Annotated in this window: 18 protein-coding genes and 1 pseudogene; 8 read left to right on the plus strand and 11 right to left on the minus strand. The window is 63.1% G+C overall.

The genetic code is table 11. The features are described 5' to 3' along the window. The first annotated feature begins 85 nt into the window (after positions 1-85). From HU729_RS04395 to HU729_RS04405, 3 genes are all read left to right on the plus strand, one after another. A complete protein-coding gene (locus HU729_RS04395; protein ID WP_186708565.1) occupies positions 86-1,363 on the plus strand; it encodes an acetyl-CoA C-acetyltransferase in 1,278 nt (425 codons plus the stop codon). Between the two features lie 39 nt (positions 1,364-1,402). Next, positions 1,403-2,191 carry a helix-turn-helix transcriptional regulator gene (locus HU729_RS04400; RefSeq protein WP_186708566.1) on the plus strand — a complete coding sequence of 263 codons (789 nt, stop codon included), beginning with the start codon at positions 1,403-1,405 and terminating at the stop codon, positions 2,189-2,191. A gap of 150 nt (positions 2,192-2,341) precedes the next feature. Next, positions 2,342-4,477, plus strand: coding sequence for an autotransporter outer membrane beta-barrel domain-containing protein (locus HU729_RS04405; protein WP_186708568.1), 2,136 nt, complete (start codon positions 2,342-2,344; stop codon positions 4,475-4,477). 43 nt (positions 4,478-4,520) lie between these two features. Here HU729_RS04405 and HU729_RS04410 read toward each other — a convergent pair whose 3' ends face one another. The 4 genes from HU729_RS04410 to HU729_RS04425 form a co-directional block, all read right to left on the minus strand. Then, positions 4,521-6,467 (minus strand): methyl-accepting chemotaxis protein, encoded by a 1,947-nt coding sequence (locus HU729_RS04410; RefSeq protein WP_186708569.1) that lies wholly within the window; start codon positions 6,465-6,467, stop codon positions 4,521-4,523. A 190-nt stretch (positions 6,468-6,657) separates the two neighbouring features. Next, entirely contained in the window at positions 6,658-7,062 is a 405-nt protein-coding gene (gene cueR / locus HU729_RS04415) for a Cu(I)-responsive transcriptional regulator (RefSeq protein WP_186666067.1), read from the minus strand. Next, positions 7,059-9,464: a heavy metal translocating P-type ATPase gene (locus HU729_RS04420; protein ID WP_186708570.1), complete on the minus strand. Its 2,406-nt coding sequence runs from the start codon at positions 9,462-9,464 to the stop codon at positions 7,059-7,061. The genes cueR and HU729_RS04420 overlap by 4 nt, the downstream gene beginning before the upstream one ends. A 53-nt stretch (positions 9,465-9,517) precedes the next feature. Then, a complete protein-coding gene (locus tag HU729_RS04425) occupies positions 9,518-9,904 on the minus strand; it encodes a hypothetical protein (protein ID WP_186666071.1) in 387 nt (128 codons plus the stop codon). A gap of 147 nt (positions 9,905-10,051) precedes the next feature. On the opposite strand from HU729_RS04425, the gene HU729_RS04430 reads away from it, so the two are divergent. Next, entirely contained in the window at positions 10,052-10,249 is a 198-nt protein-coding gene (locus HU729_RS04430; protein WP_186666072.1) for a cation transporter, read from the plus strand. 125 nt (positions 10,250-10,374) lie between these two features. Further along, a complete protein-coding gene (locus HU729_RS04435) occupies positions 10,375-11,556 on the plus strand; it encodes a multidrug effflux MFS transporter (RefSeq protein ID WP_186708571.1) in 1,182 nt (393 codons plus the stop codon). Here HU729_RS04435 and HU729_RS25730 read toward each other — a convergent pair. Then, positions 11,507-11,704: a hypothetical protein gene (locus HU729_RS25730; RefSeq protein ID WP_238348301.1), complete on the minus strand. Its 198-nt coding sequence runs from the start codon at positions 11,702-11,704 to the stop codon at positions 11,507-11,509. The two genes, HU729_RS04435 and HU729_RS25730, sit on opposite strands and share 50 nt — an antisense overlap. A 526-nt stretch (positions 11,705-12,230) precedes the next feature. On the opposite strand from HU729_RS25730, the pseudogene HU729_RS04440 reads away from it, so the two are divergent. Further along, positions 12,231-12,944 (plus strand): annotated as a pseudogene (locus HU729_RS04440) (helix-turn-helix transcriptional regulator). A 32-nt stretch (positions 12,945-12,976) separates the two neighbouring features. Here HU729_RS04440 and HU729_RS04445 read toward each other — a convergent pair. The 6 genes from HU729_RS04445 to HU729_RS04470 form a co-directional block, all read right to left on the minus strand. Next, on the minus strand, positions 12,977-13,924 hold the full coding sequence (locus HU729_RS04445; protein ID WP_186666079.1) for an adenosine deaminase: 948 nt from the start codon (positions 13,922-13,924) through the stop codon (positions 12,977-12,979). Between the two features lie 94 nt (positions 13,925-14,018). Then, the gene (locus HU729_RS04450; RefSeq protein ID WP_186666080.1) at positions 14,019-15,374 is read right to left on the minus strand and encodes an 8-oxoguanine deaminase; all 1,356 of its coding nucleotides are present in this window, start codon (positions 15,372-15,374) and stop codon (positions 14,019-14,021) included. Between the two features lie 120 nt (positions 15,375-15,494). Beyond that, complete coding sequence (locus HU729_RS04455; protein WP_186666082.1) at positions 15,495-16,181, minus strand: SDR family oxidoreductase; 687 nt, start codon at positions 16,179-16,181, stop codon at positions 15,495-15,497. Between the two features lie 365 nt (positions 16,182-16,546). Further along, positions 16,547-17,131 carry a YigZ family protein gene (locus tag HU729_RS04460; RefSeq protein WP_186708572.1) on the minus strand — a complete coding sequence of 195 codons (585 nt, stop codon included), beginning with the start codon at positions 17,129-17,131 and terminating at the stop codon, positions 16,547-16,549. A 9-nt stretch (positions 17,132-17,140) separates the two neighbouring features. Then, a complete protein-coding gene (locus HU729_RS04465; protein WP_186666086.1) occupies positions 17,141-17,803 on the minus strand; it encodes a TetR/AcrR family transcriptional regulator in 663 nt (220 codons plus the stop codon). Positions 17,804-17,875: 72 nt separating this feature from the next. Beyond that, on the minus strand, positions 17,876-18,793 hold the full coding sequence (locus HU729_RS04470; RefSeq protein WP_186666088.1) for a LysR family transcriptional regulator: 918 nt from the start codon (positions 18,791-18,793) through the stop codon (positions 17,876-17,878). A 118-nt stretch (positions 18,794-18,911) separates the two neighbouring features. Between HU729_RS04470 and HU729_RS04475 the strand changes: the two genes are divergently transcribed. Beyond that, on the plus strand, positions 18,912-20,258 hold the full coding sequence (locus tag HU729_RS04475; protein ID WP_186708573.1) for an aspartate aminotransferase family protein: 1,347 nt from the start codon (positions 18,912-18,914) through the stop codon (positions 20,256-20,258). Between the two features lie 66 nt (positions 20,259-20,324). Beyond that, positions 20,325-21,818 (plus strand): CoA-acylating methylmalonate-semialdehyde dehydrogenase, encoded by a 1,494-nt coding sequence (locus tag HU729_RS04480; RefSeq protein WP_186666091.1) that lies wholly within the window; start codon positions 20,325-20,327, stop codon positions 21,816-21,818. Positions 21,819-22,093: the final 275 nt, after the last annotated feature.

Raw genomic sequence — 22,093 nt, forward strand, 5'->3', positions numbered from 1 at the left:
CCTAGGCTGTAGCCAACCTAGCCGAAGTGACGGGCTTTGAGACCGTCATCCAATCGGATCAAATTGTTTCAGGAGGAATCAGCGCATGCACTCACCTCGACGGGTCGCGATCCTGGGGGGCAACCGTATCCCCTTCGCCCGCTCCAATGGCGCCTACGCCACTGCCAGCAACCAGGCAATGCTCACCGCCACCCTGGAAGGCCTGGTGGAGCGCTACCGCCTGCATGGCCAGCGCCTGGGCGAGGTGGTGGCAGGTGCGGTGCTCAAGCATTCGCGCGACATGAACCTGACCCGCGAGTGTGTGCTGGGTTCGCGTCTGTCTCCGCAAACACCCGCCTACGACATCCAGCAAGCCTGCGGCACCGGCCTTGAGGCGGCGCTGCTGGTGGCCAACAAGATCGCCCTCGGGCAGATCGACAGCGGCATAGCTGGTGGCGTCGATACCACTTCGGACGCGCCGATCGCCATCAATGAGGGGCTGCGCCGGGTCTTGCTGCAGGCGAACCGGGGCAAGACCCTGAGCGAGCGCCTGAGGCCCTTCCTGAATGTACGTCCGAGTTTTCTGAAGCCTGAGTTCCCACGCAATGGCGAGCCACGTACCGGGCTGTCGATGGGCGAGCACTGCGAGCGCATGGCTCAGACCTGGCAGATCGGACGCGCCGAACAGGACGAACTGGCACTGCTCAGTCATCGCCATCTGGCCGCGTCCTACACCGAAGGCTGGCATGACGACCTGCTCACGCCCTACCTCGGCCTGACCCGCGACAACAACTTGCGTGCGGACCTCACCCCAGAGCAGTTGGCCAAGCTCAGACCGGTGTTCGACAAAGGTGCCCAGGGCACCCTGACTGCCGGAAACTCCACGCCGCTGACTGATGGCGCCTCGTTGGTGTTGCTGGGCAGCGAGGCCTGGGCCGAGGCGCGCGGTTTGCCCGTACTCGCCTATCTGGTCGATGGCGAGACCGCGGCGGTGGACTTCGTCAAAGGCCAGGAGGGGCTGCTGATGGCGCCGGTTCATGCCGTGCCGCGGCTGTTGGCGCGTAATGGCCTGAGCCTGCAGGACTTCGACTACTACGAAATCCACGAGGCCTTCGCGGCCCAGGTGCTCTGCACGCTGAAGGCCTGGGAGGACGATCGGTACTGCCGAGAGACATTGGGGCTGGAGGGGGCATTGGGGACGATCGATCGCAGCAAACTCAACGTCAAGGGCAGCTCGTTGGCCGCCGGGCACCCCTTCGCCGCCACCGGCGGGCGGATCCTGGCCAACATGGCCAAGCTGCTGGCCACGGCGGGCAAGGGACGCGGGCTGATCTCGATCTGTGCGGCGAGCGGGCAGGGGGTGACGGCGATCGTCGAGCGCTGAGGTGTTAACCTTGTCCGATCCAAGACAAAAAACAGTGCCATGCAGACCCTCGGACAGATTTCCGCCCCCCGCGCCATCCCCGACCTCGAGCAACTGCCCAGGCCACTCTACGCCCGTGCCGAAAGCCTCGGCGCGGGCTCCTGGACCACGCGCCACCGGCACGATTGGGTGCAGTTTTCCTACGCGATCAGCGGTGTGCTGGGGGTCTACACCAGCGATGGCAGCTACTTCGCGCCACCGCAGTGGGGGGTGTGGATTCCGGCTGGCATCGAACACGAAGTGGTGACTTCGATGCAGGCCGAGATGCGCAGCCTGTACGTGCGTCGCGATGCCTGTACCTGGGCCGCCGACGAATGCCGGGTACTCGAAGTGACGCCGCTGGCGCGGGAGCTGATCAAGCAGTTCTGCCAGATGCCCGCGTCGTATCCCGAAGGCGACAGCGCCGAGGCGCGTCTGGTAGCCGTCTTGCTCGACCAGTTGCAGGCGTTGCCGCAGGTGGGGTTTTCGCTGCCGCTGCCGCGCCATGCCGGGTTGCTCGCGCTGTGCAATCAGTTGATCGCCGCGCCCGACCAGGCGCAGACCCTGCAGCAATGGGCGCTGCAACTGGGGTGCTCGGAGAAGACGCTGATGCGCCTGTTCCAGCGTGAGACGGGGCTGAGCTTCCGTAACTGGCGCCAGCGCATGCGGCTGTTGTCGTCGCTGGCGTTGCTGGAGGCGGGGGAGAGCGTGACCGATGCAGCACTAGGCTGCGGGTATGACTCGACATCGGCCTATATCGCGGCGTTCAAGCAACTGTTCGGTGCGACGCCTGGGGAGCTTCGTTTCTAACGACGACCGACCAAGTCTTATCAGGCGTTATTTCGAACGGTCAATGCGAACAACTCGCTTCTCACGATCAATACGGAACTGTCTGACCGATCTTCCTTTTGCTCCAACGTAACGTCCGCCTCTCGAGCCAATATCCTGAGAGGCATTTCCATGACTGGATCACTAATTTTACTGCGGCGCCATCCGCTGGCGGCAACCCTGACGTTCACTTTGGGCGCAAGTCTGGCTGCCAATGCCGCGGACTTGGGGCCTGGCGAGTTTGCGCTGGTCTCCCCTGGAGACCCTGTCGAGGATTGGCACCTGGGCAGCGGGGCGCGTCTTGACGTGCGCCCGGGCGCCGAGACCGGACGTATCACTGGATTCGACGGCGGTCAGGTCAACGTCGAGGGAGCCAAGGTGAGTTCGACCGACAGGGCTGCGATCAGCATCGTGGATGGTGCGGTCAACCTGACCAATGCCACGGTAGTCAGCACAGGCTCCATCGGTATGGCCCTTGGAACGCTGGGCGATGACACTTTGACGTCTACGGCGATCTTGAGCGGCAGCAGTGTGCGCGGTGCCACCACTGGGGTGGAGTTGGACTCGGCTGATCTGCACGCGCGCAGTTCGCGCATCCACGGTGACAGAGCAGGTGTTGTACTCAAGGGCGGAACACTTGCGTTGCATGAAGGGACCGTGGTGTCGGGGGACGTCGGTCTGGAAGTCGGTACACCGGAGTTCTGGCAAAAGGATCTGCCCAATCAGGTCGTTGTTCAAGCCAGTCTGATCGAGGGGCAGCAGGGTAGTGCGGTAGTGGTTCGTGACGCACAGGTGGATATCCGGGTCGCCGACGGAGGCCAACTCAAAGGCGACAACGGCGTGCTGCTTGAGGTCATCGAGGGCGGCGAGGCCTCGCTTCACGTGAGCAACAGTCGCCTGGAAGGCGACATACGCGTCGAGCAGGGTGCCAGTGCTGATATCACCCTGGACAATGCGGCGCACTTACGAGGCCAGCTACATAATGTCCAGCAGTTGCAGATTGGCGCGCAGTCCAGGTGGGAGACGATGGCGGACGCTCAGGTCGGGACTCTCGACTTGCGCCAGGGTTCGGTAGTCGTGCAGTCAGGCAGTATTCTGCGAGCCGACACCTTGCAAGGAGAGGGTACGTTCTGGCTCGACCATAGCCGCTTGCAGATAGACAGTCATGCCAGCGGCAGCTTTGCCTTGCACCTGGCAAGTTCTGGCCATGAGCCACAGGGGCCGGTGGTCGGAATCGGCAGTGGTGATGCGACGTTCGATCTGGCATCCGGCCCGGTCGATGCAGGGGCCTTTGCTCACGAGTTGGTCCGCGAAGGCGACCAGTGGAGTTTGCGGCCACAGGTCGACATGCGGGGCAAGGCGAGACTGAGCAATGCCGGTGAGACGGCGATGGCGTTCGACAGTTCGCTTGAAGCGGCGTCGCAGGTCGAGTCCCGATGGGTTGTCGGACGCCTCGAAAAAATGCGGACCAATGGTGGTTCAGCCGGGTTGTGGATGCATACCGGCACGACCGGCTTTGATGTCGACAGTGCAGTCGGCACCCGCTATACCCAGCGCGTTGGTGGCTTTGCCCTGGGCGCCGATACTTTGCTCGATGATACTTGGCGGGTCGGTGCGGCAGTGGGGCTCAGTCGTTCGGCGATTGGCCTGCAGCGCGGCTCATCTGCAACACTGAACAGCTACTTCTCCGCGTTGTATGCCGGTTGGGGCGACAACTCCGGTTACTACGCCGATGCTGCGCTCAAGCTCAACCTGTTTGACGGCACCATCGATGCCCGGGCTCACGATGGACGCAAGGTGTCCGGCAATCGCCGTCAGGGGGGGTATGGGCTCACGCTGGAGACTGGTCGTCGCTTGAGCCTTGATCAAGGTTGGTATTTGCAGCCTTTTGTACAACTGAGTGCCGCGATCGTGCAGGGGCAGCGCAGCAGCTTGAGTAATGGGCTTGAGGTCGAGTCATCCAACCAACACCTGAACATGGGGACGCTCGGTATCAAGGGGGGACGCGTCATCGTCTTGAACAATGGTCTGGAAATGTCGACCCACGGCCGCATCGCGGTGATGGACAACCTGGGCGGCACGCGCAGGGTCAGCCTCAACGGTCATGAACTCGACAACAGGTTCAGCAGCGGGCGCACCGAGATGGCATTGGGCGTATCGTCCGAGGTGCTGTCAGGCTGGACAATCAGCACGGAGGTCGAGGCTGCCCGCGGGCGCAATGTTGATCAGCGTTATGGAATCAACCTCGGCCTGAGCCACTCGTTCTGAGTGTGGCGCGCCACACCGAGGTTTGCAGTGTGGCGCGTGAACTTCAGGTCCTGAACCGCCGCACCAACGCATCCAGCTCGTTGGACAACCCTTCCAGGCTCTGGGAGTCCTGCCGCGCCGCTTGCGCAAGCTCGGCCACCAACTGCGCATCGCCGTGAATCTGGCTGATATGCCGATTGATGTCCTCGGCCACCTGGTGCTGCTCTTCGGCGGCGGTGGCGATCTGGGTGTTCATGTCGCGGATGATGTCCACTGACTCGCGGATCTGCCCGAAGCTGTCGCGCGCCAGGCCGATGCGGTTGACAGACTGCTGCGACACTTCAAGGCTGGCATGCATCTGTTCGGCCACCTCGGCGGTGCGGTTGGCGAGGTTGCCCAGCAGCCCGTCGATCTCGGCGGTGGAGTCGGCGGTGCGCTTGGCCAGGGCGCGGACTTCGTCGGCTACCACGGCAAAGCCACGGCCCTGCTCACCGGCGCGAGCCGCTTCGATGGCCGCGTTGAGGGCCAGCAGGTTGGTCTGTTCGGCGATCGAGCGGATGGTGCCGAGGATCGACTGGATCGCGTTGCTGTCACGCTCCAGTTGCTGGATCGACTGCGCCGACTGCTCGATCTCCTGGCTCAGGCGGTCGACGCTCTGCACCGCCGCATCGATCTGCTGCTGCCCCTCGCGTGCCTGTTGCTGGCCGCTGTCGGCCGACTGTGCGGCCTGGCTGCAGGAGCGCGCCACTTCGTTGGCGGTGGCGACCATTTCGTGAAAGGCGGTGGATACCATGTCCACCGCCTCGCGCTGACGGCCAGCGGCTTCGGCCATGTCGCCGGACACCCGGGTGGAACTGGCCGAGGTGCTGAGGATCTTGCCGGCCGCGCCGCCGATGTGCTGGATCAGGCTGCGGATCGCCCCCAGGAACTGGTTGAACCAGTTGGCCAGTTGCGCGGTTTCGTCGCTGCCTCGTACCTCGAGGTTGCGGGTCAGGTCGCCCTCGCCCTGGGCGATGTCTTCCAGGCCACTGGTGACGCTGTTGATCGGCCTTACGATGAGCTTGGCGAAGGCGGCGCCAGCCACGGCGAAGACGGCCGCCAGCACCAGTGCGAGCGTGCCGATCAGCCAGGTTAGGCGGGTGGTGGTCTGCATCACTTCGTCCTGGCGGATCAGGCCGATGAAGGTCCAGCCCAGGCGCTCGTCCGGGTAGATGTTGGCCATGTAGCGTTCGCCATCGAGGGTCACTTCGGCCAGGCCCTTGCCGGCCTTGGCCAGTTCGGCGTAGCCGCCACCGAAACTCTCCAGCTGCTTGAAGTTGTGGCTCGCGTCACGCGGGTCGACCATGACGTTGCCGTTGTTCTCCATCAGGATCAGGTAGCCGCTGTCACCCAGCTTGATCTGCTTGACGATCTCGGTCAGCCCCTTGAGCGAGACGTCGATGTTGACCACCCCGCCCGGGCTACCGAGCTGGTTGGCCACGGTGCGCACGGTACTGACCAGCACGGCGTCGTCGCCGGCCCAGTAGTAGGGCGCGGTGCGCAGGGTCTTGCCGGGGCTGGCCATGGCGGCCTGGAACCAGGGGCGGGTGCGCGGGTCGTAGCTGGCCATCTTCGGGTCACCGGGCCAGAACGCATAGCCGCCGTCTTTCATACCGTAGGACACGTAGGCGTAGTCGGGGTGGCTCTGGGCCAGGCGGGTGAACTGGTCGTACAGCGCCTTGTCCTGCTCGCCCAGGGGAATCTGCGCGGCGTCGGCGGCAATGTACTTCTTGAGGTTGTCGGCGCTGGCCGTGACCAAGGGCTGGCTGGCGAGGTACTCGACGTTCTGCGCAATGCCCTGGAAGAAGATGTTCATCGCGTTGCCGACCTGGCGGATTTCCCGGCTGCTGCCATCCAGGAAGTCGTCCTGCGCTTCTTCTCGCAGGTTCAGCACCACCACGGTGGCGACCAAGATGATGGGCAGGCCCGCAATGACGGCGAAGGCCCAGGTCAATTTTTGCTTGATGTTCATCCACGCTCCCGGATTTTTTCTTGTCGACGCATGAAACTGGTATGCAGGTCATCGGCAGAGCGCAGGAATATCTGAGTGAAACTCCCGTATTTATTGGATGAAACTTGATTTTAAGGTCGGTTTGGCCAGGTATGGCTAATATGGCATACCAAAATGCTGGCGTGGGTTGTCAGGCAGCCCACGCCAGCGTTCAGTGACAGCATCCACCTTCGTTCGCCAGGTCCCTGAGAATCGGGCAGTCTGGGCGATCATCGCCCTGGCAGTGGGCGACCAGCTCGCTCAAGGTGTCGCGCAGGCTCACCATCTCTTCGATCCGTCGGTTCAGTTCGTCGATATGCTGTGTCGCCAGTGCCTTGACGTCGGCGCTGGCGCGCTGGCGGTCCTGCCAGAGCGTCAGCAGCCGGGAGACTTCTTCCAGTGAGAACCCCAGGTCGCGCGAGCGCTTGATGAACGCCAGGCTGTGCAGGTCTTCCTGCTGGTACAGCCGATAGCCGCTGTCGCTGCGCAGCGCCGGCTTGAGCAGGCCGATGGACTCGTAGTAGCGGATCATCTTGGCGCTGAGCCCACTGCGCCGGGCGGCTTGGCCGATGTTCATGGCGTCTCCTTCGAAGCGATGCCGGTGGGCTTCCAGGTCTTGAGCCACAGGGCGTTGCTCACCACGCTGACGCTGGAGAGCGCCATGGCGGCGCCAGCCAGGACCGGGTTGAGGAAGCCAAAGGCGGCGAGCGGGATACCGATCAGGTTGTAGATGAACGCCCAGAACAGATTCTGACGGATCTTGGCGTAGGTCTTGTTGCTGATTTCCAGGGCTGCGGGCACCAGGCGAGGGTCGCCGCGCATCAGGGTGATGCCAGCGGCCTGCATGGCCACGTCCGTACCACCTCCCATGGCGATGCTGATGTCGGCTGCAGCCAGGGCCGGGGCATCGTTGATGCCGTCGCCGACCATGGCCACCACGCCGTTCTGCTTGAGTGCATTGACGGTGGCGGCCTTGTCGGCTGGCAAGACTTCGGCGTGCACATCGTCGATGCCCAGCGCCTCGGCGACCACCTTGGCGCTGCCGCGGTTGTCGCCGGTCAGCAGGTGGCTGCTGATGCCCTGTGCGTGCAGGGCCGCGATCGCCTGCTCGGCACCGGGCTTGAGGCTGTCACCGAAGGCGAACAGTCCGAGCACCCGGGCATGTGGTGCGCGCTCGATCAACCACGACAGGGTGCGACCTTCGCTTTCCCAGGTCTGGGCCCTGTCGAGCAGATTGCCTGGCTCAAGGCCGCTTTCGTCGAGCAGGCGCCGGTTGCCCAGGGCCAATACCCGGCCTTCGACCGTACCGGCGATGCCGCGCCCGGTGAGCGACTGGCTATCGCTCACCAGGGGAATCTCCAGCCCTTGCTCAGCGCCGGCATCCAGCACGGCCTTGGCCAGCGGATGTTCGCTGCCGCGTTGCAGGGCTCCGGCCAGGCGCAGCAGGTCGTGTGCGTCGCCGACGATGGCCTCGCTGTGGACGATGCGCGGGCTGCCGGAGGTCAGGGTGCCGGTCTTGTCGAAGACCACGCGATTGACCGCATGGGCTCGCTCCAAAGCTTCGGCGTCCTTGATCAGGATGCCATGGCTGGCTGCCACACCGGTGCCGGCCATGATCGCTGCCGGTGTGGCCAGGCCCAGAGCGCAAGGGCAGGCGATCACCAGCACGGCCACGGCGTTGATCAGTGCGTTTTCCAGCGGTGCACCGGCCAGCCACCAGCCGACCAGGGTGATCAATGCGAGCACCAGCACCGCCGGGACGAACACCTGGCTGACCCGGTCGACCAGCTTCTGGATCGGTGCCTTGGCCGCCTGGGCGTCTTCGACCAGGCGGATGATCCGCGCGAGTACGGTTTCGGTGCCCAGGGCCAGGGTGCGCACCAGCAGACGGCCTTCACCGTTGATCGCACCGCCGGTGACCTTGTCTCCGGGCTGTTTGGGCACTGGCAGGCTTTCGCCGCTGATCAGCGCTTCGTCGGCGTGACTGCTGCCTTCGATCACCTCGCCGTCGACCGGGAAGCGCTCGCCGGGCTTGACCAGTACCAGGTCGTCCAGGCGCAGCTGGCTGATCGCTACATCTTCCTCGCGGCCGTCGATCACGCGCAAGGCGCGCTCGGGGCGCAGGGCTTCGAGTGCGCGAATGGCGCTGGCGGTCTGGCGTTTGGCGCGGCTTTCCAGGTATTTGCCCAGCAGCACCAGGGCGATTACCACGGCCGAGGCTTCGAAGTAGAGGTGAGGTGGTTCCATGCCCGCATGGGCCTGGGACCATTCGTACAGACTCAGGCCATAGCCGGCGCTGGTGCCAAGGGCGACCAGCAGGTCCATGTTGCCTGCGCCGGCACGCACGGCTTTCCAGGCGGCCTTGTAGAACCGTGCCCCGAGGATGAACTGCACCGGGGTTGCCAGCACGAATTGCGCCCAGGCCGGTAACATCCAGTGCAAGCCGAACGGCTGCACCAGCATTGGCAGAACCAGGGGCAGGGCCAGCAGCAGGGCGGCGATCACCGCCAGGCGTTCGTTGCGCAGGCGTCGCTGCGCATCGTGGCGATCGTCATGGGCGGTACGTGGCAGGCTGGCGCTGTAGCCGGCCTTTTCCACGGCGGCGATCAAGGCGTCGTCGCTGACGCCTTCGAGTATCCTGAGGTGCGCGCGTTCGCTGGCCAGGTTCACGCTGACCTGCTCGACCCCGGACACCTTGCCCAGGGCGCGTTCGACGCGGCCGACACAACTGGCGCAGGTCATGCCGCCTACCTGAAGTTCAAGGGTGCGGCTCGGCACGCTGTAGCCGGCCTTGCGCACCGCTTCGAGCAGCTCCGGCAGGCTTTCGGCCGGGGCCTGGACCCTGGCCTGTTCGGTAGCAAGGTTGACGCTGACCTGTTCGGCGCCGTTGACTTTACGCAGCGCGCGCTCGACGCGACCCACGCAACTGGCGCAGGTCATGCCGGCGATCGGCAGGTCGAAGGTGGTTGATGCGGGCATGGGCTTTCCTCCGTGATCGAGCCTGCAGCATCAAGCTTGCCATGTTGGTAAGGTCAATACCCCAGGCCGGCTCGCTTCAATTCCAGCCCATTCTGGCCCACGGCGATCCGGTATTTGTTGATCTGGCCCGCCTGCAGGTTGAGGCGGGTGCTGCGTTGGTCCTCCACGCCGGGTGCACAACCGGGCACCTGCCCGGGCAGCAGGCGCAGGCGCACGTCCACCGGCCCTGGCGGCAGGTTGAACGAGGTCGATTGTTCCTGGAACACCCGCCCGGAGAGCTGGTCGTTGAGGTAGACACCGATTTCGCAGTTGGTGGCTACCTCCAGGCGCTCCCGGGAAATGATCAGCACGCTGTAGTCCGAATTGCCCTCGGCGCTGACCGGTGGCACGACGGCCACGGCACTCAGCAGTCCGACGAGGCCCAATGCTGCCCTGATCATGAAACTTCTCCTGGTTGGCGAGTCGTCAAAAGCGCAGCTTGGCCGAGCCGCACGCGGATTTCCAGCCCGGCCGTTTTGTGCAGAACTTGACCTTGCCATGATGGCAAGCTTGAAACTCTCTGCAAAACCCAGATGGAGGTAGTTCCGATGCAAGTCTTCAATGTGCAGGGCATGAGCTGCGGTCATTGCGTCAAGGCGGTGACCCGTGCGGTTCAGGAGCAGGATGCGACAGCGCAGGTGGAGGTCGACCTGGGGGCCAGGCAGGTGCGGGTTCAGAGCCAGCTCGGGGTGCAGCAGATCCTGGAGGCGATCCGTGAAGAGGGTTACCAGGCCGAGCCGGCCTGACGACTAGCGGTGGTGCCTGCTCCAGGGACCACCGTTTTCAGGTGTAACTGTTACAAAGCTTTTCATACCAGGCCGCCTCCAGTGCAGTTAGACTAGTCCGTTGCTTAGCCTGCTATGGATTTCCGATGAATCTGCGCACCCTATTGATCCTCGGCGCTCTTTCGGCCTTCGCGCCATTGGCGATCGACTTCTATCTCCCCGCCTTCCCTGCCATGGCCCAGGCCTTCGGCACTGATGAACAGCACGTCCAGACGACCCTGGCGGCCTATTTCCTTGGCTTGTCGCTTGGCCAACTGGCCTACGGTCCGATCGCCGACCGTTTCGGTCGACGCAAGCCACTGTTGTTCGGTATCAGCCTTTTCACCCTGGCGTCGCTCGCCTGCGCCTACGCCCCGGACCTCGACACGCTGGTCGTGGCGCGTTTCATCCAGGCACTGGGTGGTTGTGCGGGAATGGTGTTGTCGCGGGCCATCGTCGTCGACAAATGCGACGCCGTGGGGGCCGCCAAAGCCTTCTCGCAATTGATGCTGGTGATGGGGCTCGCGCCGATTCTCGCGCCGATGCTCGGCGGCGTCCTGATCAATGTGTCCGGCTGGCAGTCGATCTTCCTGGTGCTCAGCCTGTTCAGCGCCGCCTGCCTGCTGGCGGTGAGCCTGGGGCTGCCGGAAAGCCTGCCAGCCCACGTGCCGCGCCAGCCGCTGTCGGGTGCCTTGCGCCAGTACCTGCGGCTGCTGGGCGATCGGGTGTTCCTGGGGCATGCGCTGACGGGTGGCATCGCCATCGCCGGCATGTTCGCCTATATCGCCGGTTCACCGTTCGTGTTCATCAAGCTCTATGGCGTGCCGGCCGAACATTACGGCTGGCTGTTTGGCACCAATGCTGCCGGTTTCATCCTCTGTGCCCAGGTCAACGCCCGGCTGCTGGCCAAGCGCGGCCCAGCCTTCCTGCTGGCCCGAGCGGTATGGCTCTACCTGGCTGCAGGGGTAGTGCTGCTGGGGGTGGCGCTGCTGCATCCGACGCAGTTGTGGCCATTGTTGGTGCTACTGTTCGTGTGCATCGCCAGTCTGGGCTGCATCATTCCCAACGCCTCGGCTTGTGCTATGAACGGGCAGGGTGCCAGGGCCGGCAGCGCGTCGGCATTGATGGGCAGCCTGCAGTTCAGCGTCGCCGCAGGGGCCGCGGCGCTGGTGGGTGTCCTGCATGATGGCAGCGCAGTGCCGATGGCCTTGGTGATCAGCTTGTGCGGTGTGTTGGTGGTCAATGTCGCGATGCTGACTCGACGCCTTCAGTCCAGGCAGGCTGCATGAAGGGGTGAGGGGCCTTCAGGCGTGTCTCCAGAACGGCGACGAATGCCCGGGCCTCCGCCTCGCTGCGAAAACTCACCACATGTTGATCGAGCTGTACCTGCCAGGGGCAGTTGGGGTGGCGGTTCGATGTACTGACGACAATCTTCATCGCGGCATCCTCCTGTCGGGGTGAGAGCGAATCCAGTGTAGCGCTGTACCGATTGCCCGCCATGTGCCGCGACGACGTCCTGACTGGCGGTCACCCCCGGGGCGATGGGCTGACTCAATCAAGATACGAACCTTCGCTTTTCCTTGCCTTACTTGTGGAACCCTACTGTCGGCAATGTTCCGCTCTTGTGGCCTTTACCTGGCAGTGGATGTGGCTATGTCCGGGATGCTAGAGGGGATGCTGGTAGCGCTCGTCATTCACTGGCATTTCCCTATATCGCCAAGGGTGCCGCTACCCTCGGCCTTGTGCCGCAAACCGGTGGCCAAACCCACCTAGTACAGGGCTTTCGGCGGCTTATACTTGTCCCCGCAGGCCCTTGCAGCGAGAGCGGTTTCCCCATCAGGCGGGGCTTCCCATACAGCCTGACAGGCTGCACCTACACCTATCTGCCGCAACCTCTGGCGATTCCTACTGCCATGGATGGCCATTGGACAAGAAACGTGACTTTGCATGGAGTTGATGGAGCATGAAAGCAGTCAGCAGTATCAGTCAGATCGCCGCTCTGATGGCCGAGCCCAAGCGCAGTGCCATGCTCTGGGCCTTGATCGATGGTTCGTCCCGGCACGCTGATGAGTTGGCGCTCATGATCGGCGTCACTCCATCATCGGCCTGCGCCCACCTGTCTTTATTGTCGGCTGCTGGCTTGCTGCGCCTCGAGGCGCGTGGGCGCAAGCGCTATTTTCGACTGGCCACCCCCGAGGTGATCGCCGCGGTCGAGGCACTGGCCAGCGTGCAGCTTGGTGGCCGTGCCGAATGCCAAACATCGGTCAGGCCCCTGCAGGTGCCGCTGTCGTTGCGCAGGGCGCGACGTTGTGGTGACCACCTGGGGGGCGAGATTGCGGTCGATCTTTATCGACGCATGGTGGCCGCCGGCTGATTGGAGGGCAATGACCTGCATCCTACCGTGAGCCTGGAAGGGCGTGTGCAATTGGCTGCAATCGGCGTCTATATCGATGCGCTGGCGCCCCGCCAGCGCGGTGGATGTGTGGTCTGTCACAGCAGTGAGTGGAGTGACAACGGCCCCCACCTGGGCGGCGGTGTCGGGCAGGCGATGCTCAGGTTGTTCATGCAGTCTGGCTGGATACGCGAGCAGGAGGGATCACGCGTGATGCAGATTTCCACCCTGGGTATTCAGGAGATCAACCGTATCGCGAGGGTGCCGGCATTACAGGTGGGCTGAAGTGCCCCTGTAATACCGGTTGTGCTCGCGACTCAGACCAGGCGTGCATCCAGGCTGTTCTGCGCCAGGCGTGTTGCCTGTTCCTGGGTCATGCCCAGATGCTGGTGCAAAGCGTGGAAGTTTTCTGTGACATAACCGCCGAAGTAGGCCGGATCGTCGGAGTTCACCGTGACCTTGACCCCACGTTCGAGCATGTCGAGGATGTTGTGCTGGCTCATATGGTCGAACACACAGAGCTTGGTGTTCGACAGTGGGCAGACGGTCAGCGGAATCTGCTCGTCGATGATGCGTTGCATCAGCCGCTCATCCTCGATGGCGCGTACGCCGTGGTCGATGCGCTTGATCTTCAGCAGGTCGAGGGCTTCCCAGATGTATTCGGGTGGGCCCTCCTCGCCGGCGTGGGCAACGGCGACCAGGCCTTCGCTGCGGGCGCGGTCGAAGACGCGCTGGAACTTGCTTGGTGGATGACCTTTCTCCGAGCTGTCCAGGCCCACGGCAATGAAGGCATCGCGGAACGGCAGGGCCTGGTCCAGGGTCTTCTCGGCTTCCTCCTCGCTGAGGTGACGCAGGAAGCTCAGGATCAGGCCGCTGCTGATGCCCAGTTGCTCGCGACCATCCTTGAGCGCCTGGTTGATACCGCTGAGCACCACCTCGAAGGAGATACCCCGGTCGGTATGGGTCTGCGGGTCGAAGAAGGGTTCGGTGTGAATGACGTTCTGTGCCTTGCAGCGTTGCAGGTAGGCCCAGGTCAGGTCGTAGAAGTCCTGCTCGGTGCGCAGCACGTCGGCGCCCTGGTAGTACAGGTCGAGAAACTCCTGCAGGTTGTTGAAGGCGTAGGCGCTGCGCAGCGTCTCCACGTCGGCCCAGGGCAGGGCGACCTTGTTGCGTTCGGCCAGGGCGAACAGCAGTTCCGGCTCCAGCGAACCTTCCAGGTGCATATGCAGTTCGGCCTTGGGCAAGGCATTGAGCCAGTCATACATGGGGTGTGATCTCGAATCAGGTACGGTTGGCCGACATTCTACAGGGCTACGCGCTATTCGGTAGGGCGGGGCTGCCCAGCAGCCCCGCTGTGCTTCAACCGGCAATCAGTGCGGCTGCCGCCTGACGATGGTCGGCGATCAGGCCTTGGACATCGAGTCCCTCGATCTGGCCATCGATCACGCGCCAGTGGCCGCCGACCATGACTCGGTCAGCCCGGTCCGCCGCGCACAGCAGCAGCGCGGACAGCGGATCGTGGCTGCCGGAGAAACGCAGCTCGTCGAGCTTGAACAGGGCCAGGTCCGCCTGCTTACCCACCGCCAGCTCGCCGATATCGCCACGGCCCAGCAGTTGTGCCGAGCCGCGGGTTGCCCAGCCCAGCGCACGCTCGGGCGTGATCTGCTCGGCGCCGTAGCGCAGGCGTTGCAGGTAGAGGGCCTGGCGTGCTTCGAGGATCATGTTCGAGGCATCGTTGGACGCTGAGCCGTCTACACCCAGGCCGAGTGCGGCTCCGGCAGCTTCGAGCTCGACGGTTGGGCAGATGCCCGAGGCCAGACGCATGTTCGAACTCGGGCAATGGCAGATGCCGGTACCGGCAGCACCCAGGCGCGTGATTTCGTCGGGGTTGAAGTGGATGCCGTGGGCCAGCCAGGTGCGCGGGCCGAGCCAGCCGACACTGTCGAGGTAGTCCACGGTGCGCAGGCCGAACCGCTGTAGGCAGAAGTCTTCCTCATCGAGTGTTTCGGCCAGGTGGGTATGCAGGCGCACGTCCAGCTCTTCGGCCAAGGCGGCGCTGGCACGCATGATCTCTGGCGTGACCGAGAAGGGTGAGCAGGGCGCCAGGGCGATCTGGATGCGCGCGCCTTCGCCACGCTCATGGTAACTGTGGATAAGTCGCTGACTGTCGGCCAGGATCACCTCACCTTGTTGCACTGTCTGCTGCGGGGGCAAGCCGCCATCTGCTTCACCCAGGCTCATCGAGCCGCGGGTCAGCATGGCGCGCATGCCGAGCTTGCGCACGGCTTCGACCTGTACGTCGATGGCGTGGTCCAGGCCTTCGGGGAACAGGTAATGGTGATCGGCGGCAGTGGTGCAACCTGACAGCAGCAACTCGGCCAATGCAACCTCGCTGGCGAGCGCCAGTTTGGTCGGGGTCAGCCGTGCCCACACCGGGTAAAGGGTCTTGAGCCAGGGAAACAATGGTTGGTTGACCACCGGAGCCCATGCGCGGGTCAGGGTCTGGTAGAAGTGGTGGTGGGTGTTGATCAGACCGGGCAGCACCACGTGCTCACGGGCATCGAACACTTGGTCACAGGGGGTGTTGGGTTGTTCGCCGAGGGCGAGCAGTTGGCTGATGCGGCCGTTTTCGATGACCAGGCCACCGCGGGCATCGGTGTCATTGGCAGTGAAGATGGCAAGGGGGGATTTCAACCAGATACGGGTCGCAGGCATGGTGCCGGCTCCTCTGAAAGTGGGTTCAGGGTTAGCCAGCTCAGTGTTGTCCTGTCTGCTGATCCAGGTCCGCCGCGAGGCGAGGCATCGAGTCTACTGCCTCGCCACGCGGCTTTCAATTCACCAGGTCAGGGCGTCGCCCTTGTAGTTGATAAAGCGCAGGCCGCCCTGGCCGCTTTGCTCGTTGATCCGGTCGAGCATGCCGCGTGTGCTGGTGAACACGTCGATTTCCGCGTTCTCGCCGCCCATGTCGGTTTTCACCCAGCCTGGGTGCATGGCCAGCACGCTCAGGTCGGAGCGTTGCAACTCCACCACGAAGCTGTTGATCATCGAGTTGAGTGCAGCCTTGCTGGCCTTGTACAGGCAGATCTCGTTGCCATCCGGGCTGGTCACGCTACCCAGGCCCGAGCTCATGAACGCCAGCACCCCGGTGTTTTCGCGGATCTGTCCGACCAGCCGACGTGCCACGCGGATGGGCGCTACGGCATTGGTCATGAACAGGTCGCCGATCTGCGAGTCTTGTACGGTTTCCAGATCTTGCGGCAACGGCCCCATGACCCCGGCGTTGACGAACACCAGGTCGAAGATTTCGCCCTGCACACGCTGCTTGAGGCGGTCGAGCAAAGCGGTATCGTTCATTTCCAAAGATTCGATGCGCACACCTGCGACATCGTTGAGGGCGCTGGGCTTGCTCGCATCGCGCACGGTAGCCGTGACGTTCCAGCCGTCTTCACGCAGGCGTTGGACCAAGCCCAGTCCCAATCCGCGGGAGGCGCCGATGATGAGGGCGTTTTTGCTTGTGGACATGTGGACGCTCCGAAGTCGCTTGAAGAAAGGTATCGAGGATACTCCAGGCGGGCGCGACTCGCCTGCGTTGCTTCTGTACAAAAAATGATCAGACGCTCCGCGCCTTGTGCTGGTGGGTGCCCCGCTTGTTGGCGCACGGGTTATCCACAGGCTGTTCCACAGTTATTGTGCGCAAGCGTGTGGGCACCGGACGAGCCCGCGAAAACCGGGCGGTGGGGATAACTCTCTGGCTTTCAGTGGTTTGCAGGTGTCATAAAACAGTGATCAAAATATGCTCAATCGGCTGAAAGCCATATGTGGCAAGGCTTGCAAAAGAATGCCCCAAGCTTATCCACAGGCAGGCCCACAGCAGTTGTGGGCAGCTTTCAGCGAAGCTCCAGGCGAATCCGGCCACGGCTGAGGTCGGCCAATTGCTGCTGAAATGTCTGCACGTGCTCTGCGCCCAGCGCCAGGAGCAGATCGACACCGTTTGCCGTGAACTGTTCGTCCAGCACCAGCCCTTCGGCCTCGGCCAGGCGCAGCTTGAGCAAGGCCAGCTCGCTGAAGGTGCAACTGCAGGTGAATTCGCTGCGCTGTACAAGCAGCCGTTTCGGCGCCTGTTGCAGGCATTTGTTGGCGCCTCCGCCATAGGCCCGGGCCAGGCCCCCGGTGCCGAGCTGGATACCGCCATACCAGCGGATGACCAGCACGACCACCTGATCGCAGTCTTGGGCTTCGATCGCCGCAAGGATTGGACGTCCGGCGGTGCCGCCCGGCTCGCCATCATCGCTGCTGCGGTATTGCGCACCGAGTTTCCAGGCCCAGCAGTTGTGGGTGGCGGCTGGGTCGCTGTGGCGTTCGATGAAGCTCATCGCCTCGGCAGCGCTGCTGACAGGGCCGGCGAGGGTGATGAAGCGGCTCTTGCGGATTTCTTCGCGGAACTCGCAGAGCTCAAGCAGGGTAGAGGGCATAGGTCCGGGTCAGGCGGGCGGATTGATGCCGCAGCCTTTGAGAATGATGTGGATAAGGTTGTTGCTGGCGTCTTCCATGTCCTGCTTGGTCAGGCGGCTGCGACCGGTGACCTGGCAGATCTGGGTGGCGAAGTCAGCGTAGTGCTGGGTACTGCCCCAGAGCAGGAAGATCAGGTGCACAGGGTCTACCCGGTCCATCTTGCCGGCCTCGATCCAGGCCTGGAACACCGCGGCGCGGCCGCGGAACCACTCGCGGTAGTCGGCGCTGAAGTATTCGGTCAGGCAGTGCCCACCGCTGATCACCTCCATGGCGAAGATCCGCGATGCCTGCGGGTTGCGTCGGGAGAACTCCATCTTGGTGCGAATGTACTGGCTCAGCGCCACGGCCGGGTCGTCCTCGACGCTCAGGGCGTTGAAGGTACTGTCCCACAACTCGATGATGTTGCTGAGCACGGCGATATAAAGGCCGAGCTTGTTGGTGAAGTAGTAGTGCAGGTTGGCTTTGGGCAGGTTGGCCTTCAGCGCGATGGTATTCATGCTGGTGCCCTTGAAACCATGGCGGGCGAATTCGTCTTCGGCGGCCTGGATGATGGCCTGTTCGTTCTTCTGGCGAATGCGGCCGGCGGGCTTGCCCGAGGCGGAGAGGCGATGCGCAGGGACTTCAAAGGTCATGGACGTTTCCGTACGGGGTCTGTGGGCAACGGATGTCGGACAGATTACCTGCCTGTGCCGAAGTGACAAGCATTAGCGCGTTGCCGCGAGGCTTTCGAGGAAACTTTCCAGAACCAGGTTCGGACGCCGTCCCTTGCGCGTCACCCAGCTCAGGCTCAGGTCATAGAAGCGTTGCGCCGGTTTCAATGCCCGCAGGCGGCCTTGCTGGACCCAGAACATTGCGTAGTGATCGGGCAGGTAGCCGATGTAGCGCCCGGTGAGGATGAGAAAGGCCATGCCCTCGCGGTCCGAGGCGCTGGCGGTGCAGTTCAGGGCCTGGTAGTGCGCCTGGATGTCGGCCGGCAGACGGAAGGTCGGGGCGATGGCTTCCTGGCTGTTGAGGCGCTGGTCGTCGATCTTCTGGTCTTCGGCATAGAACAGCGGGTGGCCCACTGCGCAGTAGAGCAACGAACGTTCGCTGTACAGGGGTTGGTATTCCAGGCCCGAGAGCGGGCTGGTCTGCGGCACCACGCCAACATGCAGACTGCCGTCCAGCACCCCTTGTTCGACCTGGCTCGGAGCGATCATGCGAATCTGGATGCGCACGTCCGGCCCGCGATCCTTGAGCTCGGCCAGCGCGTGGGTGATGCGCATGTGAGGCAGGGTCACCAGGTTGTCGGTCAGGCCGATGTTGAGTTCGCCGCGCAGGTGCTGGTGCAGCCCGTTGACCTCGGTGCGAAAGCTTTCAAGAGCGCTGAGCAGTTGCAGTGCCGAGTGGTAGACCTCGCGGCCTTCCTCGGTGAGCGAAAAGCCTGCCCGGCCACGCTGGCACAAGCGCAAGCCCAGGCGCTGCTCCAAGTCATTCATCTGCTGGCTGATGGCCGAGCGCCCGATACCCAGTACGTTTTCCGCCGCCGAGAAGCCGCCGCACTCGACGACACTGCGGTAAATCTTCAGCAGGCGAATATCGAAATCGCTGACTTGCGCGAGGGGATCGGGGCGACGACTCATAAGTTTAGTCCACTGCTAACTGAAGATTAGAAATGTTGGCTTTTTCAGACTTTATCCCCGTGACAATTTAGCTGCAACAACACCCGTCGTTGCCTAGTCGTCTTCCGAGGAACCGCCGATGAACATGCCCGAAACCGCCCCGTCCGGCCTGGCCAGCCAGCTCAAGCTGGATGCTCACTGGATGCCCTACACCGCCAACCGCAACTTCCAGCGTGATCCGCGCCTGATCGTGGCGGCCGAAGGCAATTACCTGGTTGACGACAAGGGGCGCAAGATCTTCGACGCACTGTCGGGCCTGTGGACCTGCGGCGCCGGGCATACCCGCAAGGAAATCACCGAAGCGGTGACGCGTCAGTTGAGCACCCTGGACTACTCGCCGGCCTTCCAGTTCGGTCACCCGCTGTCGTTCCAGCTGGCCGAGAAGATCGCCGAGCTGACGCCAGGTGACCTCAACCATGTCTTCTATACCAACTCCGGCTCCGAGTGCGCCGACACCGCGCTGAAGATGGTGCGTGCCTACTGGCGCCTGAAAGGCCAGGCAACCAAGACCAAGATCATCGGCCGTGCCCGTGGTTACCACGGCGTGAACATCGCCGGCACCAGCCTGGGCGGAGTCAATGGCAACCGCAAGATGTTCGGCCAACTGCTGGATGTCGACCATTTGCCTCACACCGTACTGCCGGTGAACGCGTTCTCCCGCGGCATGCCGGAAGAGGGCGGTATCGCCCTGGCCGACGAGATGCTCAAGCTGATCGAATTGCATGACGCTTCGAACATCGCCGCGGTGATCGTCGAGCCGCTGGCCGGCTCCGCTGGCGTGCTGCCTCCACCGAAGGGTTATCTGAAGCGCCTGCGTGAAATCTGCACCCAGCACAACATCCTGCTGATCTTCGACGAAGTGATCACTGGCTTCGGCCGTATGGGGGCGATGACCGGCTCCGAAGCCTTCGGCGTGACCCCGGATCTGATGTGCATCGCCAAACAGGTGACCAACGGCGCCATCCCGATGGGTGCCGTGATCGCCAGCAGTGAGATCTACCAGACCTTCATGAACCAACCGACGCCGGAATACGCCGTGGAATTCCCCCATGGCTACACCTATTCGGCTCACCCTGTGGCCTGTGCTGCCGGTATCGCCGCACTGGACCTGCTGCAGAAGGAAAACCTGGTGCAGTCCGCCGCCGAACTGGCGCCGCACTTCGAGAACCTGCTGCATGGCGTCAAGGGCACCAAGAATGTCATCGACATCCGTAACTACGGCCTGGCTGGCGCGATCCAGATCGCAGCTCGCGATGGCGATGCGATCGTGCGTCCATACGAGACGGCCATGAAACTGTGGAAGGCCGGCTTCTATGTTCGCTTCGGGGGTGACACCCTGCAGTTCGGCCCAACCTTCAATACCCAGCCGCAGGAACTGGATCGCCTGTTCGACGCGGTAGGCGAAGCCCTGAACCAGATCGACTGATCTTTCCGACGCTGACGACAGGCGCCTGAGCGCGCCTGTTCCAACCTTCTTTATCTGGAGTTCTGCATGAGCATCGTTCAGCACCTGATCAATGGTGAGCTGGTTTCCAAGGGCGGTCGCACCGCCGATGTCTTCAACCCGTCGACTGGCCAGGCTACCCGCAAGGTCGAGCTCGCCAGCCGCGCCACCATCCAGGACGCCATCGACTCGGCCAAGGCGGCGTTCCCGGCCTGGCGTAACACGCCACCAGCCAAGCGTGCCCAGGTCATGTTCCGCTTCAAGCAGCTGCTGGAGCAGAACGAGGCGCGCATTTCGCAGATGATCAGCGAAGAGCATGGCAAGACGATCGAGGATGCCGCCGGCGAACTGAAGCGTGGTATCGAGAACGTCGAGTTCGCTTGCGCCGCGCCCGAGATCCTCAAAGGTGAATACAGCCGCAACGTCGGCCCGAACATCGACGCCTGGTCCGACTTCCAGCCGCTGGGTGTGGTGGCCGGTATCACGCCGTTCAACTTCCCTGCGATGGTGCCGCTGTGGATGTATCCGCTGGCCATCGTCTGCGGCAATGCCTTCATCCTCAAGCCCTCGGAGCGCGACCCGAGCTCGACGCTGTACATCGCCCAACTGCTGCATGAGGCTGGCCTGCCCAAGGGCATTCTCAATGTGGTGCATGGCGACAAGGAAGCGGTGGATGCGCTGATCGAAGCACCGGAAGTCAAGGCCCTGAGCTTCGTCGGTTCGACACCGATCGCCGAGTACATCTATGCCGAAGGCACCAAGCGCGGCAAGCGTGTGCAGGCGTTGGGTGGTGCGAAGAACCACGCAGTGCTGATGCCCGATGCCGAGCTGGACAATGCGGTGAGCGCCCTGATGGGTGCGGCCTATGGTTCGTGCGGCGAGCGCTGCATGGCGATCTCGGTGGCGGTGTGCGTGGGTGACCAGGTTGCCGATGCGCTGATTGCCAAGCTGGAGCCACAGATCAAGGCCCTGAAGATTGGTGCAGGCACTTCTTGCGGGCTGGATATGGGGCCGTTGGTCACGGCTGCTGCACGTGACAAGGTCGTAGGCTATATCGACGATGGCGTGGCTGCGGGTGCCAAGCTGGTGGTAGATGGCCGCGGCTTCCGTGTTGCGGGCAATGAAGACGGTTACTTCGTTGGCGGGACGCTGTTCGACAACGTCACTCCGGAGATGCGCATCTATAAGGAAGAGATCTTCGGCCCGGTGCTGTGCGTGGTGCGTGTGCAGAGCCTGGAAGAGGCGATGCAACTGATCAACGATCACGAGTACGGCAACGGCACTTGCATCTTCACTCGTGACGGTGAGGCGGCGCGGCTGTTCTGCGACGAGATCGAAGTGGGCATGGTTGGGGTGAACGTGCCGCTGCCGGTGCCGGTGAGCTATCACAGCTTTGGTGGCTGGAAGCGCTCGCTGTTTGGCGACTTGCATGCCTATGGGCCGGATGGTGTGCGCTTCTACACCCGTCGCAAGGCGATTACCCAGCGCTGGCCGCAGCGTAAGAGCCACGAGGCGTCGCAGTTCGCGTTCCCGAGCTTGTAAGGTTGTGGTGATGTGAGAAGCGGGGAGGCCGACAGGCCTCCCCGTTTTGGTTTGTGGGGTGGGTGAGGCCTGGTTTGGATTAATGGGTGGCTGCAAGGTGCCTGCCTTGGGGATTCTGGCGCCCTTAAAATCCAGCGCCGCCCGCGCGGCGCTTGATCTTGTAGGCGCAGCAGAGTTTGAGGCAGGCACTTGGTGGCCTATATAAGGTCTGCGCCGAGGATCTTTCAAATAACTGAAATAAAAGGTTGACGCCCTCTCAGATCCCCTTATAATGC

It is taken from the genome of Pseudomonas sp. RW10S2 (assembly GCF_014268985.1).
Classification (GTDB): Bacteria; Pseudomonadota; Gammaproteobacteria; order Pseudomonadales; family Pseudomonadaceae; genus Aquipseudomonas; species Aquipseudomonas wayambapalatensis.